This window comes from Undibacterium sp. TC4M20W (assembly GCF_049340245.1).
Classification (GTDB): domain Bacteria; phylum Pseudomonadota; class Gammaproteobacteria; order Burkholderiales; family Burkholderiaceae_D; genus Undibacterium.
The window spans coordinates 139,292-156,212 of sequence record NZ_JBMPPI010000011.1 but is presented as its reverse complement, the minus strand read 5'-3'; the positions used below and the strand labels follow the sequence as shown (position 1 = coordinate 156,212).

The 16,921-nt window shown below is 52.2% G+C and carries 18 protein-coding genes; 9 read left to right on the top strand and 9 right to left on the bottom strand.

What is annotated here, in order from left to right; genetic code table 11:
• Positions 1 to 26: 26 nt before the first annotated feature.
• A complete protein-coding gene (locus ACO0LL_RS15555; RefSeq protein WP_422951759.1) occupies positions 27 to 521 on the bottom strand; it encodes a hypothetical protein in 495 nt (164 codons plus the stop codon).
• 57 nt (positions 522 to 578) lie between these two features.
• Entirely contained in the window at positions 579 to 1,064 is a 486-nt protein-coding gene (locus ACO0LL_RS15550) for an asparaginase domain-containing protein (protein ID WP_422951758.1), read from the bottom strand.
• Positions 1,065 to 1,211: 147 nt separating this feature from the next.
• Between ACO0LL_RS15550 and ACO0LL_RS15545 the strand changes: the two genes are divergently transcribed.
• Complete coding sequence (locus ACO0LL_RS15545; RefSeq protein WP_422951757.1) at positions 1,212 to 1,988, top strand: L-asparaginase; 777 nt, start codon at positions 1,212 to 1,214, stop codon at positions 1,986 to 1,988.
• A 139-nt stretch (positions 1,989 to 2,127) separates the two neighbouring features.
• Here the strand turns inward: ACO0LL_RS15545 and ACO0LL_RS15540 are convergent, their stop codons facing one another.
• The 5 genes from ACO0LL_RS15540 to ACO0LL_RS15520 all read right to left on the bottom strand — a co-directional run bounded on the left by ACO0LL_RS15540 (position 2,128) and on the right by ACO0LL_RS15520 (position 7,166).
• On the bottom strand, positions 2,128 to 2,568 hold the full coding sequence (locus ACO0LL_RS15540) for a GNAT family N-acetyltransferase (RefSeq protein WP_422951756.1): 441 nt from the start codon (positions 2,566 to 2,568) through the stop codon (positions 2,128 to 2,130).
• Positions 2,569 to 2,592: 24 nt separating this feature from the next.
• The gene (locus ACO0LL_RS15535; RefSeq protein ID WP_422951755.1) at positions 2,593 to 3,108 is read right to left on the bottom strand and encodes a TlpA family protein disulfide reductase; all 516 of its coding nucleotides are present in this window, start codon (positions 3,106 to 3,108) and stop codon (positions 2,593 to 2,595) included.
• Between the two features lie 173 nt (positions 3,109 to 3,281).
• Positions 3,282 to 3,869, bottom strand: a complete 588-nt coding sequence (locus ACO0LL_RS15530) for a YdcF family protein (RefSeq protein WP_422951754.1) — start codon at positions 3,867 to 3,869, stop codon at positions 3,282 to 3,284.
• Positions 3,870 to 3,939: 70 nt separating this feature from the next.
• A complete protein-coding gene (locus tag ACO0LL_RS15525) occupies positions 3,940 to 5,871 on the bottom strand; it encodes a putative bifunctional diguanylate cyclase/phosphodiesterase (protein WP_422951753.1) in 1,932 nt (643 codons plus the stop codon).
• A 317-nt stretch (positions 5,872 to 6,188) separates the two neighbouring features.
• The gene (locus ACO0LL_RS15520) at positions 6,189 to 7,166 is read right to left on the bottom strand and encodes a D-2-hydroxyacid dehydrogenase family protein (RefSeq protein ID WP_422951752.1); all 978 of its coding nucleotides are present in this window, start codon (positions 7,164 to 7,166) and stop codon (positions 6,189 to 6,191) included.
• Positions 7,167 to 7,549: 383 nt separating this feature from the next.
• On the opposite strand from ACO0LL_RS15520, the gene ACO0LL_RS15515 reads away from it, so the two are divergent.
• Positions 7,550 to 9,400: a phosphoenolpyruvate carboxykinase (GTP) gene (locus ACO0LL_RS15515; protein ID WP_422951751.1), complete on the top strand. Its 1,851-nt coding sequence runs from the start codon at positions 7,550 to 7,552 to the stop codon at positions 9,398 to 9,400.
• Positions 9,401 to 9,539: 139 nt separating this feature from the next.
• Positions 9,540 to 10,319: a substrate-binding periplasmic protein gene (locus ACO0LL_RS15510; protein WP_422951750.1), complete on the top strand. Its 780-nt coding sequence runs from the start codon at positions 9,540 to 9,542 to the stop codon at positions 10,317 to 10,319.
• Between the two features lie 52 nt (positions 10,320 to 10,371).
• On the opposite strand, the gene ACO0LL_RS15505 is transcribed toward ACO0LL_RS15510, so the two are convergent.
• Both ACO0LL_RS15505 and ACO0LL_RS15500 read right to left on the bottom strand, forming a co-directional pair.
• Positions 10,372 to 10,794 (bottom strand): DUF2798 domain-containing protein, encoded by a 423-nt coding sequence (locus ACO0LL_RS15505; RefSeq protein WP_422951749.1) that lies wholly within the window; start codon positions 10,792 to 10,794, stop codon positions 10,372 to 10,374.
• A gap of 59 nt (positions 10,795 to 10,853) precedes the next feature.
• Entirely contained in the window at positions 10,854 to 11,171 is a 318-nt protein-coding gene (locus ACO0LL_RS15500) for a hypothetical protein (RefSeq protein ID WP_422951748.1), read from the bottom strand.
• A gap of 159 nt (positions 11,172 to 11,330) precedes the next feature.
• Here ACO0LL_RS15500 and ACO0LL_RS15495 point away from each other — a divergent pair, with 159 nt between their 5' ends.
• The 6 genes from ACO0LL_RS15495 to ACO0LL_RS15470 all read left to right on the top strand — a co-directional run bounded on the left by ACO0LL_RS15495 (position 11,331) and on the right by ACO0LL_RS15470 (position 16,896).
• A complete protein-coding gene (locus tag ACO0LL_RS15495) occupies positions 11,331 to 12,305 on the top strand; it encodes a LysR family transcriptional regulator (protein WP_422951747.1) in 975 nt (324 codons plus the stop codon).
• A gap of 199 nt (positions 12,306 to 12,504) precedes the next feature.
• Entirely contained in the window at positions 12,505 to 14,514 is a 2,010-nt protein-coding gene (locus ACO0LL_RS15490; RefSeq protein WP_422951746.1) for a sensor histidine kinase, read from the top strand.
• Positions 14,515 to 14,579: 65 nt separating this feature from the next.
• Positions 14,580 to 15,287 carry a riboflavin synthase subunit alpha gene (locus tag ACO0LL_RS15485; protein ID WP_422951745.1) on the top strand — a complete coding sequence of 236 codons (708 nt, stop codon included), beginning with the start codon at positions 14,580 to 14,582 and terminating at the stop codon, positions 15,285 to 15,287.
• Between the two features lie 46 nt (positions 15,288 to 15,333).
• Positions 15,334 to 15,768 carry a YybH family protein gene (locus tag ACO0LL_RS15480; RefSeq protein WP_422951744.1) on the top strand — a complete coding sequence of 145 codons (435 nt, stop codon included), beginning with the start codon at positions 15,334 to 15,336 and terminating at the stop codon, positions 15,766 to 15,768.
• Positions 15,769 to 15,815: 47 nt separating this feature from the next.
• Complete coding sequence (locus tag ACO0LL_RS15475) at positions 15,816 to 16,370, top strand: protein tyrosine phosphatase family protein (protein WP_422951743.1); 555 nt, start codon at positions 15,816 to 15,818, stop codon at positions 16,368 to 16,370.
• 115 nt (positions 16,371 to 16,485) lie between these two features.
• Positions 16,486 to 16,896, top strand: a complete 411-nt coding sequence (locus ACO0LL_RS15470) for a hypothetical protein (RefSeq protein WP_422951742.1) — start codon at positions 16,486 to 16,488, stop codon at positions 16,894 to 16,896.
• The last annotated feature ends 25 nt before the right edge of the window (positions 16,897 to 16,921 follow it).

Genomic DNA, 16,921 nt, shown 5'->3' with positions numbered 1-16,921 from the left:
TTTCATAATATGGAATTGCCCCTTCTTCACTCTGGCCACAGGGACAACACCAGCTCCTCTATATTATTCGGATCATTGAGTTTCTTTTTAGCCTCTGCCCAGTCGGCAGGGGCGGGTATGGTTTTTTTGGTATGCACGGCAGTATCTATCGCCATCTTGATACCAAATACCAGGATGCCACTTTGTACATCGACTGGCGGGATTTTTTTGATGGTTTCATAAATCTGGTTATCGTAGTATGCATCCACCGCCGGTGTCATGTCCAGCCAGCAGGTGACTTCGCCATCAGAACGTATTGCCACGACAAGATAACCAGCACTAGCCGGCATTTTGACTTTTTTGAGGGCCTTGTAAATCTGCGTTTGCAAGGCACGGGTATAGCGGCCAAAGGTATCAACATTGATGCCTTTTTTTTCCAGCTCAGCTTGCGACTGGAAAAAATAGACAGAATCAAAACGCGTTTCTGCTGCCTGCGTCAGAGTGGAAATACACAGCAATAATGTCGCCAGCAGCAGTTTCATGGTGGTCTCAATTCGTCTCACTTAGTCTCAATTCGTCTCACTCGGTCTTACCGGATTTTACTTATTCACGAATACGCCAGCTTCACGGTTTTTTTGTACGTCATTCCAGGGGAAGACCTTGCCATTCATGGCGACGTGCACACCGGCTGGCAAGAGTTGCGCCGCGCTGCAGGCAAAACCCAGATTGAAGAAGGCATCTGAATTGGCGATTTCGTAAGGGATCATGGCGCCGGTAAATACGATGGTCCTACCCAGATTGGCTGCGCCCAATACTTCTGCCGTTTCACGCATGGTGTCGGTGCCGTGGATGATGACAATCGCTTTTTCTGCGGACTGCTGGCAAGCCTGCAAGACGGTATTGCGGTGGCTGTCGTTCATGTCCAGGGAATCTACCAGCATGCAGACTTCCAGCTCTACCGGTATCGTCAGACGCGCACGCTTCAGCACTTCAGGCAGGTGGCTGTCTGCAAAGCTGAGCTTGCCTGCCAGTTCGTCATAATGTTTGTCAAAAGTGCCGCCCGTGGCGATGATGCGCAAAGTCATGATCTTGTCTCTGTAGATAAAGGATTTGTAAAATTTTAGATTAGACACATTGTAACGCGCATAGGGGGCCAGTGAAAACTGCTACACTAAGCTGTTGCATTTCATCGCATACAGCTTGTTGATACATCCCGGATACACCAGAGATATATGAAACCGATAGCCCCCGGAACCGTTATTTTTCACCGCCATCGTGGATATGGCGTGTTGACTGCCGTGAACCTGCTCAGTGGCTGGGTGGCGGCGCGTTTTGGTGATGAAAAACGCACCCTGGATTTGAACTTATCCACAGATGAAGTCCAGCATGCCGACGGCGAACCCATACTGTTTCGCCGTACCCCGCCAGAACGCATGCCGCATGCGCGTCTGATGGCCGTGGTCAGGGACTTGCATGCTGCCGGTTATCAAAAACTCTATCTGTATAGCTGGCCCAAGGCGTCTGGCCTGCACTGGCGCTGGCAGTTATTCACTGGCCCGCGCAACTGGATGCAAAGACCCTGGCGTGAAGGCTGGTATGGATCAGGTGCCGATTACAATTTCAACCCTGTCATGGGCTGGGGCGATGCCCCCGGTGCCAGCACGGCAGAGCTGATAGAAGCGCTGGCGCGCTTTGATCCGGCTGGCTTGGCGAATGCACTGGGTCAGGATGAAGACCATACGGCCTGGTTTGCCTCAGTCTGTGATGCCTTGCTGCCGAATTATGCCTATAGCCTGGGGGCAGATACCCCAGAACAGCCCTTGCCGCTATACCTGCCCGTAATCGCCGTGCGCCAGCGTCTGCCAGACTGGCAAGGTGAAGGCCTGGCCTATCCACCTGGATGGGAAAAAACCTGGAGCCCCGACAGCCTGCAACGCCGCCAGCAACAGCGCGCCGTGGTCAGGCATGATGTCATACCTACCAGTTGGAGTTTGCCGCTGGAATTTTAAAAACAAGCTTAGTCGTCGCAGGTAACTACGTAGGAGCGGCTTTAGCCGCGAACAACTTGCCGTGTCGGCATTTTAAGTGGCTCAGAGATTCGCGGCTGAAGCCGCTCCTACAAGACACAAATAGTGGGTAGCCGTCAGCTCAGCTTATTTTTTTGGAAAGATGGTGACAACTCAGGTCGAAGCCATTATTCAGATACAGTCTGTGAGCATCGTGCCTTTGATAGCCGGTATCAAGATGCAATTCGCTGCAATTCAAGATCTTTGCCTGCAGTTTTACCCATTCCATCAGCGCTGACCCCAAACCTGCGTTTTTCTTTTGCGGGTGGGTGATCAAGTCATCAAGATAGAGTATCTTGCCCCAGGCCAGATAATGCTGCACGCGATAACCGGCAGCAGCAACTACCTCACCATCCATATAGATACAGGCAATGGTATAGCCTTCAGATACCTGGGTTTGCACACGGCTGACGAACTCTTCTTCATCCAGGTGTGGCCGCAAGTAGCTAAATACGGTGTAGCACTGACGTATATTTTCTGCATGGCTGGTATCAACTATGCTCACTTCGTATTTCATGTCCATGCCGTTTCCCCCTTTAGCCAAGAATCATGAGCCCAGTGATTCCCACAGGTTGTCCCAGTCATTCGGCTGGAAACTGCCTTCGCGCTTCAGGACCAGCTGGCCTTTGGGATTGATCACAAAATGCGTAGGCTGGCTGACGATAGTGCCAAAGTTATCCTTATACCCCGGTGTATTGCGCCAGATGATGGGAAAGCGCTGCTCTGCAGGCACGGCCAGATTGATCAGTTGTACATAAGAATCAAAATCTTTCTTGTCTGCATCTATATTAATCGCCAGCAAAACAAAATTACGTTTCATATTGCCAACATAAAACTCACGCATGAGCTTCAAGTCGCGTGCGCACAGATTGCAACCCGCCGTAAAAAAACTGACCAGCAGTGTCTTGCCTGCGTAATCGCTGATGGCCAGTTTCTTGCCATTCAGCTCAGCCCCTTGAAAACTCATCTGCTGGCTATCTTTGCCTGTCTGTGCGGACACAGAAAAACTGGCCACGGCCAGCGTGGCTGCAGTAAGAACGCTGAGTAATTTTGTTTTGTTCACGATAGGGACTTTCTATAAATGTATATGCTTATACGTGAATAATACGACAGATATAAATTAGTCGTCGCCTTGATCCATCTGCTTACAGAAAATTATTTCAATACTGCCAATGTAGAACTCATTTCATCCTTGATGTGACTCCATGCCTGCTCTGCCCGTACGCAAAAACAGGTTCACTGCGTCTGTGGATTACTGAACGTATACTCAAAATATGCGACCACCTCGCGTACCAGCGAATAGGCATCGCGCACTTCGTAGTGCGTGGAATGGACATGTCCTACCGTCTCAACACCGTATTTTTTCATCGCCAGCTGGAAGCGTGCAATGTGAAAAAACTGGCTGGCCAGCATCGTGGTTTTCCAGTTTTTTTCCCTCATCAGGGCAGCGGTATTTTTTGCCGTGGCAAACGTGGTGATACCCTGATTGTCGGTAAACACAGCCGCATCTGGCACACCATGATCAACCAGGTATTTTTTCATGACGGCAGCTTCATCATGGCCTTCTTCGCCCATGCCGCCACTGACCAGGATGGCTTTGCATTTTTGTGCCGCAAATAAATGCATCGCAACATCAAGACGGCCACGCAAGCGCTCGGATGGCTTGCCATCAGGGTTAACCGTATTGCCTGGTACGACGACCACATCCGCCATCACGATCTGGTCACGCAAACCCAGGGTAGAAATGGCCGCAGCCATGAACAGGAGGCAGATCAGCAAACCCAGGCTGAATTGTTTGATTTTCTTTTGCAGTGAATAAGGCATGGAAGCTAGGGATTAATAAAGACGAACCCGCATGCTAAGCCTTTTCACAGGGGATTGCAAAAAGATGCACTCATGCCGACAACACTGCCCTGCGGTTAATTTGCCAGGATCGCGCCCATTGGTTGAAGACATCGGCAGGCATGGGCCGGCAATAATGATAGCCCTGGGCAATGTCACACCCCATGTCTTTCAGTTGTTGCTCCGCCCTGGTACTTTCTACGCCCTCGGCAACCACCCTGAGATTGAGGTTATGTGCAAGTTGTATCGTCGATAGCACGATGGCACGGCTGCTGGCATCGGTTGCCATGCTGCGCATGAAACTCTGGTCTATCTTGAGTTCATCTATCTTCAGGTCCTTGAGACTGGACAGGGAAGTATGCGCGGTGCCGAAGTCGTCTATGGACAGGCGAAAGCCCAGCTTGTGCAGGCTCAGCATGTTTTGCAGTGCGGTCTCGGGGGTATCGGCAAAGCTAGCTTCGCGCAGTTCGAGGACGATGGCCTCGGCAGGTATATTGTATTCTTTGAGCAGGTCACGCACATCATCAATCAGTTGATGGTCGAGTATGCAGCGCGCTGACAGGTTGACCGAGACAAACAAGTCCAAGCCTTCGGCACGCCACCTGGCAAGCTGGCCAAAGGCTTCGCGCATGGTCCACAAAGTAAAGGCTTTGATGAGGCCGGATTTTTCTGCGATGGGGATGAATTCTGCGGGGGCGATAGGCCCGGATACCGGGTCTATCCACCTGGCCAGGGCTTCGGCACCAATGACGGCACCGGTTTGCAAATCTATCAGGCCCTGGTAATGCAGGCTGAGCGCGTTTTTTTGCAGGGCTTCATGCAGTTGTACAAAGAGCAGTTGCTGCCGGTTGAATTGAAGCTCCATTCTTTCATCGTAAAAAGCCAGACCCTGGTTGGCGAATTGCGCCTGTAACATGGCCTGGGCCGCCTTTCGTAGCAGGGTTTCTGCATCACTTGCGTGGCTGGGGAAACTGGCGACACCTATGGTGTGATCGATATGGACGGCATAGTCATTGATCTTGTATTCAAGGCGAAAGGCCAGTACGTCCCGGATGATCTCGCTGGCATTGATGTCTTCAGTATGCTTGCGGTATATACAGACAAATTCATCGCGTCTGACGCGGGCAAAAATACCCCGTGAACCGACAGTCGCCGTCATGGTCGCGGCGATATTGCGTATCAGTTTATCGCTGGCGTCCGGGCCGATGAGATTGGCGGTCTCAAACATTTTTTTCAGGCGTATATGTGCCACCAGCAGGGTGTGGCCACGCTCCTGGGCGTTGGCGATTTCCCTGCTCAGGATATCCAGCAGGCGCAGGCGGTTCGGCAGGCCGGTGACACCATCCTGGTAGGCTGACAATTCCAGCCTGCTGACATAATCACGGGTCTTGGCCTGCATGCCCTGTTCACTGACATACAGCTTTTCTTCGAGTTGGCTGCGGCTGAAATTATAGGCAAGCGCAATGGCGGAATAAAACAATAACGCTGCACTGGCCTGCAATACGAATTTTTCATCATAGGCATAAGCAAAAGGAAAAATGCTGCTGCCCGCCAGCATGCTGAACGCCATGGCAAGCAGCCACACCAGGCTCCATTGTGCCCCTTGGCGCTGCCCCTTGAGCCATAAAGCCAGGAAAGGAAAAGCATAGATCCACAAGATGCCACTGCCAGCAATCCCCCCCAGCAAACCGAGGGCGACACTGGCCAGCAGGGCAAACAGCAAGAGCAGGGATTCGGCCATGGCCAGCAATTTTTCATGGCTGGACATAAAAAATGCCGCCCCCAGCATGAGCACGGCAGTCATGGCAACGATGATGCCGGGCAGGGGATAGCCGGACTGCAGATAATTGGCCAAAGCCAGCAACAGCGCACCTGGCAAGGCCACATACACAAGCTGCCTGACATGAGGCTTGCGTTGATGGACACTGAGCTCATGCCGGGCCAGCATGCCCAGCACGCCCTTTACTGTTCCTGTATGTGGCATCAATAGTCTCATCGCAAGGCTCTCCCAACATCAGTGGATATGGACGAAGCGCGGGGTTGTAGAGGCAATGTGCAGTTCAGGAATGATAGCTCGGCAGCAATCATCAAAACATTCCAGATGACTGAAATTGAATACCGCGTATATGCACCTGTTCTTTATTCTCTGACCTGACTTTGATGCTAGAGTTTAGTGCATTTTTTACAAAATTAAAGTATTTGCAATGTTATTTTTGAAATATTTTCCCACATGTTGGAAAACAGGCAAATCATGCCGGGCAAGATTTTGTGTGCGACCCGGCATATACCCATTCCTTCAGATTACCCAGCCTGCAAAATATTCTGAGGATTGCCATTGGCAAAATCGACGATGTTCTGGAAAGCAATGCGGAAATACAGTTCATAGCTGCTTTGCTCTACATACCCCAGATGCGGGGTAGCCAGGACATTTTCCCTGTGCAAAAGTGGGTGATCAGGGGAGACAGGTTCACTCTCGAAAACATCAATCGCAGCAAAGCCGGGGCGCCCTGCATCGAGTGCTGCTTCCAGTGCGCCTTGTTCCACCAGTTCTGCGCGGCTGGTATTGACGAACAGGGCATCCGGCTTCATCAGCGCCAGATCAGCCTGGCTGACGATGCCGCGGGTCGCATCGTTCAGGCGCAGGTGCATGCTGATGATGTCGCATTCAGCAAAAAAAGCTTCCTTCGATGTTGCTACCAACAAACCGTCTGCGGCGGCCTGCGCACGGCTAGGTTCGCGTCCCCAGACCATGACTTGCATGCCAAAAGCCTTGGCATAGCCAGCGATCATCTTGCCTATCTTGCCATAGCCCCAGATACCCAGGGTACGCTTCTTCAGGACGCGGCCCAGCTGGTTGTGGGCGGAGTGTAGTGAAGAGCTCTGCCAGACTCCATCCTGCAAGAGTTGTGCGTAATTAGTTAGCTTGCGTGACGCCGCCATGATCAGGGTCCAGGTCAGCTCAGCCGGTGCTGTCGGGTCACCTATGCCCTCGGCGATGGCAATACCCAGTTCGTGAGCAGCGGCAATTTCTATATTGCCTGCGACTTTGCCAGTCTGCGAAATGAGTTTCAGATTCGGCAGCTTTTGCATCAGGGCACGGTTCAGGCGGGTGCGTTCACGTATCAGCACGACGGCATCAAAGGGCTGCAGGCGTATCGCTAGTTGGCCGGTACCAACAGCCGTATTATTGAAGACTTGGACTTCGTGGTCCTTCAATAATTCAAAGCAAGGCAGCTGCCGGACTACGTCCTGGTAATCATCAAGTATGGCTATTTTCATGGTTTGTCCTCATTCGTCCTTATACATTCTTTAAAATCCGGGAAAATCTTTATTCCAGCTTTTATTCAGATTTGCGTTGAAAAATCTTCACTTTCATAAAACGTAAAACAATGATAATGAAACTGAGGCAAAATTCGCTTCCGGCCAGACTCGCGTGTACAATGTTCGCCTACGTAGCTTTTAGATTCTTCCGCCCCGCGCCATCCTGCCGGGCGCAAGCCAGGAGCCAAGACACCCTCTTGTCTTCGTATTATCCGACAGAACCGCCGCTATGGTGTTCGCCTTGCTTGAGCGCTCCTGCGATCGCATCGCCACAATCTAACGACGATCCTGCCGTGCCGCTACACCGATTTTTTTATTGAAATGGCATTGGAGGTAGTATCGTGAATCAACCCATCATGAAAGGTGTGGCTGCATTAAACGCACCCGCTTACGTGAAACATCAGAAATTGATCAACTGGATCGCCGAAATGGCGGCTTTGACCAAACCTGACAATATCTATTGGTGTGACGGCTCGCAAGAAGAGTATGACCGTCTGTGCGCACAAATGGTTGCCGCTGGCACCATGAAAAAGCTTAATGAAGCCAAGCGCCCTAACAGTTACCTGGCTTGCTCCGACCCGTCGGACGTCGCCCGTGTAGAAGACCGCACCTATATCTGCTCGACCAACAAGGAAGATGCAGGCCCGACCAATAACTGGATGGCCCCGGCAGAAATGCGCGCCACCCTGAACCCCATGTTTGATGGCTGCATGCGTGGCCGCACCATGTATGTCGTGCCTTTCTCCATGGGCCCATTGGGCTCACCTATCGCCCATATCGGCGTGGAATTGTCTGACTCGCCTTACGTTGCCGTCAACATGCGCATCATGACGCGCATGGGCCAGGCTGTGTATGACGTACTGGGTACGGACGGCGATTTTGTCCCTTGCGTACATACTGTAGGCGCGCCTTTGGCAGAAGGCCAGGCTGACGTGGCATGGCCTTGCAATAACACCAAATATATCGTGCATTATCCAGAAACGCGCGAAATCTGGTCTTTCGGTTCCGGTTATGGTGGCAATGCGCTGCTGGGCAAGAAATGCTTTGCCTTGCGTATCGCCTCCACAATGGGCCGTGACCAGGGCTGGCTGGCAGAACATATGCTGATCCTCGGTGTCGAATCGCCAGAAGGCAAGAAGCATTATGTGGCAGCAGCTTTCCCGTCTGCCTGCGGCAAAACCAATTTCGCGATGCTGATCCCCGCCATCAAGGGCTGGAAAGTCACAACCATTGGTGATGACATCGCCTGGATCAAACCTGGTGCAGATGGCCGTTTGTATGCGATCAACCCTGAAGCCGGTTATTTTGGCGTGGCACCTGGCACCAATACCGCCACCAATTCCAACTGCATGGCGTCTTTGACGGCCAACACCATCTTCACCAATGTCGGCCTGACCGATGATGGCGATGTCTGGTGGGAAGGCATGAGCAAGGAAGCGCCAGCGCACCTGATCGACTGGCAAGGCAAGGACTGGACACCAGAAATAGCCAAGGAGACTGGCCGTAAAGCCGCCCATCCAAATGCACGTTTCACGGTGGCCGCAACACAAAACCCGGTCATCGATGCAGCCTGGGATGACCCGGCTGGCGTGCCTATCTCGGCCTTTATCTTCGGTGGCCGTCGCTCAACGACAGTGCCTCTGGTGACTGAAGCCCGCAACTGGGTAGAAGGCGTCTATATGGCAGCGACCATGGGTTCTGAAACCACGGCTGCTGCCGTTGGCCAGCAAGGCGTGGTGCGTCGTGATCCATTCGCCATGTTGCCGTTCATGGGCTACAACATGAGCGACTATTTCCAGCACTGGCTGGACATGGGCAAGAAGATAGAAGCCGCTGGCGCGACACAACCAGCGATTTTCTGCGTCAACTGGTTCCGTACAGATGACAACGGCAAATTTGTCTGGCCAGGTTTTGGCGACAATATGCGCGTGTTGAAATGGATGCTGGAACGCATAGAAGGCCAGGCCAATGGTGTGGAAAACATCTTTGGTGTCACCCCTACTTTTGCTGATTTGAACTGGGAAGGTTTGAACTTCACGCAAGCGCAGTTCGATACCATCACATCCATTGACAAGGCCGCCTGGGATGCAGAGCTGAAACTGCATGCCGAGCTGTTTGAAAAACTGGCTTACCATTTGCCAGCCGATCTGGAAGCGACCCGCGTCGCCCTGGAAAAACGCCTGGCGGCATAAGCCATCGTTTTCTGGCAATGACAAAAACGCGGCTACGGCCGCGTTTTGTTTTTTGCACAAGCTGGAAATACTGGCGCAAGGGGTGTATAAATAAGGTCAGCCGCTATTACTCCACGATGCTTATTCTCCCGGAAACCGCATGCGCCTGTCCACCATCTGGCTGTTGCTAATGCTCACAGGCAGCATGCTGCTGTCATCAGTCCCGGCACAGGCTCAGACAAAAAATCGCGAAGAACACAGGCTGGATATATCACTGTCGGACATCAACCGCCCGAGCACTGTCATGGCGCAAAGAGTGTTGAGCAAGGCTTATGAACAACTGGGCATCAAGGTCAATTTCATTGCCACGCCAGCAGTACGTGCCATCAGCATGTGGAATGCAGGCCGGCTGGATGCCATTTCTGCCAAGGTCATAGATACTGGTTTGTCGGACTCCATCAAAGTCGATATACCTATTGTCTATGAAGAAGCCGTTGTGTTTGCGACCAAAAAGAATATCAACGTGGATGGTTTTGCTAGCCTGAAACCGTATGTAGTCGGTTATGTCAACGGCATCCCTTATCTTGAAGACAGGCTCAAAAATGTGCCACAAAAAGAAACTGCACCCGGCCTGGAATCCCTGTTCAGAAAACTCGATGCCGGGCGCACCGATGTTGCCATCGACTCACGCTTCAGCTTTTGCCTGGTGCGCAAACTGGGCCTGAACCGGATACATATACTGGAGCCATCACTGGAAAAAAGGCTGGGCTATCATTTCCTGCATGCCAGACACCAGCAAATCGCGTCCGCCCTGGAGCCAGTACTACGCAATATGGAAAAAGATGGCAGCATTAAAAAGATACAGGAAGAAGTCATGCAGGAGTTTATGGAACAATGCACAGGCCTGACGGATGCCAAAAACAAAAAAGCCGCAGGTTAAATTAATCTGCGGCTCTTCAATAAAACTAACTGACTACATCCATCAACACTGATCAACGATGCACTGGCAATAATGCAGGCTTGCGTTTCAAGCCACTTTTTGCCGTGGCTTCTTCAGAAGCCTGCATGATGCCTCTGGCACTCAGTGCGGCTTCGCTACCGACTGGCTTGCTGAGCATGCGCGCCAGCTTGTTGACCAGGGGCTTGCTGATATAGGCAGCCGGAAAAGCGATAGGCCATACTGTCAGCCAGGCTTCCATCCAGGCAGCCATGAAATCATGTCCATAGCCCATCCACATCAGGCGCAGGACTGCAGTTGCCACCAGACTCACCAGACCTGTTGTCAGTATGGTCGGCAACATTGATGCCAGACTACGGGAACCAGCCACCGCGCGTGGCTGGCGTACCTGTTGTTGCGCTACTACCGTGCTCTGTACAGCAGCACCAGCCATGGAATAAGCAGATGAATGTTGCATAATACCAATTACTTATTTAATCGTGCTATGTTTAGTCAGGGGCGCTTAGTCAGGGGCGCTCAGCCACGTGCAGCCAGGGCACGCAATTCAGCAGCCATGTTAGGCGAGCTGCGGTCCAGGTCATTGGCGATACGGCGGATAGTCAGCATATTGCGCAAGTTACGTGAAGCTGTTTTTTCTTCACGGGATTGTTTTGGGCTGATCACCAGCAAGGCTGCGCGCAACATGCCCATCAGCATAGGTTTGAACACGATCAGCATGGTGGCCAGAATGCCCAGTCCCAGCAATGGACGGGCGGAAGCAACAACGGCGCTGATAGCGATTTGGGAAACTGGCAGTGCACTGGCTGCAGGGAAGGCGATATTCAGGAAAGTCATGATTTACTCCACTCTTTTTTTAAACACTTAAACACTTTGTAATGACGTCATAATATTGCAGTGCATCATATAATTCTAATTTTGATTTACCATATCAATTATGCTGTTTATGAATAATTGTCAGTAAGTATTGGTCATTTATTAACCGGAGCAAATAACGTGAATTTTCTGACATTGGATTTGAATCTTTTGCGTGTCTTTGATGCAGTCATGATCGAGCAGAACCTGACACGAGCGGCAGACAAGCTGGCCATGACCCAGCCCGCCGTTTCCAATGCACTGAAACGCCTGCGTCATTCGCTCGGTGATGAGTTATTGATACGTACAGCCTATGGCGTCAAGCCTACGCCGCGTGCAGAGATATTGTGGCCAGCGATACGCCAGGCCCTGTCCGCCCTCGAAAGTGCGATTGCCCCGACCAGCTTTGATGTATCACAGGCACAAACCACCTTCAGGATGGCGATGTCGGATGCAACTGCGGCGCTGTGGATGCCTACCCTCGTCAACGTGCTGGAAAAAGAAGCACCGCGCGTCAATGTGCGCATGGTACCGCTGACCACGCGGGAGCCGCGCCCCATGCTCATGCGCGGTGATATTGATATTGCTATCGGCTTCTTCCCTGGCGTGGTGGCCCAGCTCACAGGCGGGCAAGGGGCGGCGAATAGCGCGATCCGGCATGAGAGGCTGTATTCCGGCCATTATGTGGTTGTCATGCGGCGTGGTCATCCACTGGCGAATAAAAAACTGACGCTTGATGATTATTGCAATGCCAGGCATTTGCTGGTGAGTTTTTCTGGCCGTGCCCATGGTCTGGTCGATGAAGCCCTGGCCCAGATGGGGCGCGAAAGACGCATAGTATTAACAGTCAATCAATTTTTTACCAGTGGCCGCGTCGTATCCAATTCGGATTTGCTGACGGTATTGCCACGCCATCTGGTTGCCGCAACCGGCATGACAGGCGGCCTGGTCTGGAAAGAACTACCTTTCGCCATGCCAGACGTGCACGTCGATATGCTGTGGCATGAACGTGACAGCCGTAACCCGGCCCACCAGTGGATACGTGGCAATCTGGTTGATATGACGCACTCGAACCTGATTACCGAACTCGAACATGAAATAACACTCGATACCTGAAAGCTGAGAACAAAATCAGATCAAGATAAATTCAGGCAAAACAGTATTATCAACAAGCAAAGATGGAAGAACAGCGGGAATTTGCTTACTATTGTGGCAGCCAGCGTGGCAGCGAGCTTAGCCGGCGACCAATTCTATGCCTGAAACCGGCTGTTACGGTACAGTGCAACATGACATGCATGAGATTTAAGCTATCGATATGAGCACCGTCCGCAACACTTGCTTACGCTTCCTGTTACTGCTCGCAGTTTGCCTGGGCTGTTGTGCGACGTTTGCACATGCCGCAGTCCTCAGGCTTGATGATGGTAAAAATGAAATTCCCTTGGACTCTGCCTTCCAGATATTTGAAGATAAAAGCGCCAGGATGGAAATCGCTGACCTGCTTAAACCATCGAGTAACGCAGAGTTCAAGCCACTGCGCGGCAATCTGAATGTATCGTTTTCCAAATCCGCATTCTGGCTGAAGCTGGATGTGCAAGGCAGCCAGGCCGCTTTGGCGCAGCAATGGCTGATGGAATTGTCACCAGTCATCATTGATGATATCCGTCTCTACCAGGTCCACCCGGATGGCAGCACGACGGTGCACCGCGCCGGTGACCGCCTGCCTTTTTCCAGCCTGGAACTCAAACACCATTACCCGCTGTTCCAGTTGCAATTGCCGGATACCCAAGTACAGCATCTGTATCTGCGCCTGCAAAGCAGCAGTGCGGTGTTCCTACGCGCCAGCCTGTGGGAATCACATGCCTTTGTCGAGCACTCCAGCCAGGTTGCTATGTTCATGGGCATTTACTATGGCGTGCTGCTGGCCATGATCGTATATAACCTGCTGCTGGCCATTTCTTACCGTGATGTAGCGCTGCGCTACTACCTGTTTTTATCTTGCGTGTCCTTGCTGGCAGGCATGAGCCTGAACGGCCATGTTGCGATGTATATCCTGCCTGACTGGCCAGAACTGGCAGATATATTGCCCAGCTTCCTGTCACCGCTGGTGGTCATGAGTTCAACCATGTTCATCGCCAGCTTTTTGCGCCTGCATGAAAAAATGCCGCGTATTAATAGCCTGTTTGTCTTCGCCCAGGTTGTCTGCATATTTGTCTCACTGGCAGTGCTGGCAGGTTATTACCAGCTGGTTGCCCCCTTGATGCAAATAACCGGCTTTGCCCTGATGATGGTGATCTTGCCTGTGTGCCTGCTGGTGGGTTTGCGCGGTTATCGCCCCGGTTACATCGTCTTGCTGGCATCTGCGACCTGGATCACTGGCCTGTCGCTGGTAGCGATACGCAATATGGGATTGCTGGGACCTAACTGGGCGACTGAATATGGTTTCCAGCTAGGTTCAGCCATAGAAGCCATTTTACTGGCTCTGGCCCAGGCTTATCACATCAGCCTAATGAAGAAAGAACACGCCCAGACCCAGGCAAAGCTGCTGGAGATATCACAGCGTACCGAGCAGGAACTTGATGCCAAGGTCAGGCAGCGCACTGCCGAGCTCGACGAGGCAGTTGCCAGCCTGCAAAAACTCGACAAGGACAAGAACGATTTCCTTGGCATTGCCGCCCACGATTTGAAAAACCCACTGACCAGCATCATAGGCATGAGCGACTTGCTGCGCAAACTGCAGCAAAACATGCCGGAAGACCAGCGCCAGAATTATCTGGAGCGCATCAGCAACAGCGGCCAGCGCATGATGCGCATCATCAGCAATTTGCTGGATGTGAATGCCCTAGATTCTGGCCACCTGCACCTGAAGCTGCAAAGCCTGGACTTGTCGAGGATATTGCAGGACGTGGCCCAGCAATATACCGAGATGCTCAAGGCCAAGGACTTGCAGGTCATACTGGATATACAGGAAGGCGTGATGGTCAGGGCAGACTTTGATGCCTGTGTACAAATCATTGATAACCTGTTGTCGAACGCCGTCAAATATTCACCGCTGGGCAAGCGTATCTGGCTCAGTGTCAGCAATACCGGCGGGGTTGGCATGTTCCAGGTCAGGGATGAAGGGCCGGGCCTGTCTGCAGCAGACCAGCAACACCTGTTTGAAAAATTCACCAAATTGTCGAGTCTGCCAACGGCAGGTGAACATTCCAGCGGCCTGGGCCTGTCCATCGTCAAGAAACTCAGTGAAGCCTGCGGCGGCAAGGTCGATTGCGAAAGCGTAGCCGGGCAGGGTTGCAACTTCATGGTGGAATTGCCGCTGGCGGCATAAACATATCGCCAATGCATGAATGGCTTACAATCACAGACATTCCAAGTACCCCAACAAGATAAAACATGTTTACAGGCATAGTACAGGGCATAGCCCGCATTGCAACACTGAATGACAAGACCGGTTTGCGCACTTATCAGCTGGAATTTCCCGATGGTTTTTGCAAGGACCTGGAAATCGGTGCCAGCGTCGCCGTTGATGGCGTTTGCCTGACCGTGACCGCCCTGCATGGCGACAACGCCGCAGAATTTGATGTCATGCAGCAAAGCCTGGCGATTACCACCCTCGGTGAATATGCCGCGGATGGCCGCGTCAATGTAGAACGCGCCGCCAAGGATGGCGCCGAGATTGGTGGTCACCCTCTGTCTGGCCACATCGACTTCAAAGCCCATATCGCCCAGATACGCGAGCTGGAAAACAATTACGTGATACGCATCGCTGTGCCACCAGAATGGCTGCGTTATATCTTTGCCAAAGGTTATATCGCCATCAATGGTGCCAGCCTGACGATAGCCGAAGTCAACCGCCAGGAAGGCTGGTTTGAAGTCTGGCTGATACCCGAGACCCTGCGCATGACCGTCTTTGCCGAGAAAAAAACCGGTGCCAGCCTGAACATAGAAATTGAACGAACCACGCAAGTCGTGGTCGATACAGTACGCAGCATGCTGGCAGAAACCCTGGGGCCGCTGATGCCGGCACTGGAAAGCCTGCTGGCGCAACAAGGCAAGGACCTCGGGCAAATCCTGCAAGCCCAGGTGCCACCGCCCAAATAAGCCTGATCTGCGCTTGCTTCAGCCCTCAACACAATAAAGGACAGCCATGCACAATGAAGGAACCGAGCAAGCCAGCGCAGCAGCCACGAGCATACTGAACAATATCCGGCTATGGCAGGATGCCACCGCTGCCGGGGATGTGGATAAGTTGCTCGATTTGATGGATGAAGAAGTGGTATTCCTGGTGGCAGGCCATCCCCCCATGAAGGGCCGCGAACTATTTGCCCAGAACCTGCGCAATATCTTGCAGACACATCACATCGCTTCCAGCTCACAGATACAGGAAATTGTCCTGCAGACGGATCTCGCCTATACCTGGTCTTATCTGCAAGTCGAGATCATCCCCAAGCAGGCGGGCCAGTACATGAAGCGTGCCGGGAACGTGCTGAGTATCTGGCGCTTGCAGGCAGATGGCAAATGGCGTATCAGCCGCGATGCGAATTTGCTGACGCTGGAAACCCAGAATGAGCCTGAAGCGTGAGCATGGGCAAGCCTGTTAACACATTGCTCCACAGGATATTCACAGGCATGTCCACAAGCTTATCTACATACTTATGCACCGCTTTTCTGGGCTTGTCCACAGCCTTATGTACAAGCTTATCCACAGGTGCTTATGCTCAGAACCTTGATGCACCGAATGTTGTCCCCATCACCGCACAACTGACCAGCTCAGGCCAGCCCACTGCCAAAGCGCTGGAAAGCTTGTCTGCGCAGGGCTATGAAGCCGTCATTTACCTGGCCCCGCCCCATGTCTCAGATGCCGTGCGCGAAGAGAACATCATCGTCGGCCGCCAGAACATGCTGTTTGTGAATATCCCGATAGTTTTCAACAAGCCCGCCGTCAGCGATTACGAAACCTTTGCCGCCATCCTGCAAGGACTGGGAAATAAAAAGGTGCTGGTGCACTGCCAGGTGAATATGCGTGCATCGACCATGGTCTTTCTTTACCGCGTGGTGGTTGGCAAGGAAGACCCGTCCATAGCCTATGAATCAGTCAGCAAGGTCTGGACACCCAGTGGGCCATGGAAGCAACTGATGCTGGATGTTTTGCAAAAGCACAAGATCAATTTTGAACCGTATTGATTTTTAATCGTTGCCTTGACTACCTACTTTGGTAGGCTGTGTTTTGTATTCCACCCCTGTATCATGATCAGATAGCATCTTTGATGAATCAGCTGAAGAACCAGGGTGAAATATTGTGATTGAATACTTCAGCAATGCCATCAAGAACGAGCACATCATTACCTGGGCGCAGGCTGTACGCGCCCTGCTTATCTCAATACCGGTTTTCGTGCTCCTCCTGATCATCTCGACCGTCATCGTGGTTGGCATCGTCGTCCTTGCCGGTTTTGCCGGGCAGGGTGGACATGGCAGCAATCCCGGCAATACAGAATTCTTTCATTCTGCATTTGGCTTTGCCAAAGTGTTTGGGCTCATCACTTTCCTGAGTTCGCTTGCCGTCATACGTGCTATCTGCCTGTGCATAGGTGCCGTGTGCCAGGCGACTTACGGCAAGACCAATATCGCTTTCTTCATCGTCACTGGCTTACTTGCCGCAGCCTTGTTGTTGATGGTGATCTATTTCACTTATCTGCGTCCCACTCCCTGAGTGATGTCATTCTTTGACGAACGTC

Coding starts and splice junctions, on each gene's coding strand:
- ACO0LL_RS15555 (WP_422951759.1), bottom strand. CDS start 521: ATGAAACTGCTGCTGGCGACATTATTGCTGTGTATTTCCACTCTGACG.
- ACO0LL_RS15550 (WP_422951758.1), bottom strand. CDS start 1,064: ATGACTTTGCGCATCATCGCCACGGGCGGCACTTTTGACAAACATTAT.
- ACO0LL_RS15545 (WP_422951757.1), top strand. CDS start 1,212: ATGAAACCGATAGCCCCCGGAACCGTTATTTTTCACCGCCATCGTGGA.
- ACO0LL_RS15540 (WP_422951756.1), bottom strand. CDS start 2,568: ATGGACATGAAATACGAAGTGAGCATAGTTGATACCAGCCATGCAGAA.
- ACO0LL_RS15530 (WP_422951754.1), bottom strand. CDS start 3,869: ATGCCTTATTCACTGCAAAAGAAAATCAAACAATTCAGCCTGGGTTTG.
- ACO0LL_RS15525 (WP_422951753.1), bottom strand. CDS start 5,871: ATGCCACATACAGGAACAGTAAAGGGCGTGCTGGGCATGCTGGCCCGG.
- ACO0LL_RS15520 (WP_422951752.1), bottom strand. CDS start 7,166: ATGAAAATAGCCATACTTGATGATTACCAGGACGTAGTCCGGCAGCTG.
- ACO0LL_RS15510 (WP_422951750.1), top strand. CDS start 9,540: ATGCGCCTGTCCACCATCTGGCTGTTGCTAATGCTCACAGGCAGCATG.
- ACO0LL_RS15505 (WP_422951749.1), bottom strand. CDS start 10,794: ATGCAACATTCATCTGCTTATTCCATGGCTGGTGCTGCTGTACAGAGC.
- ACO0LL_RS15500 (WP_422951748.1), bottom strand. CDS start 11,171: ATGACTTTCCTGAATATCGCCTTCCCTGCAGCCAGTGCACTGCCAGTT.
- ACO0LL_RS15490 (WP_422951746.1), top strand. CDS start 12,505: ATGAGCACCGTCCGCAACACTTGCTTACGCTTCCTGTTACTGCTCGCA.
- ACO0LL_RS15485 (WP_422951745.1), top strand. CDS start 14,580: ATGTTTACAGGCATAGTACAGGGCATAGCCCGCATTGCAACACTGAAT.
- ACO0LL_RS15480 (WP_422951744.1), top strand. CDS start 15,334: ATGCACAATGAAGGAACCGAGCAAGCCAGCGCAGCAGCCACGAGCATA.
- ACO0LL_RS15475 (WP_422951743.1), top strand. CDS start 15,816: ATGTCCACAAGCTTATCTACATACTTATGCACCGCTTTTCTGGGCTTG.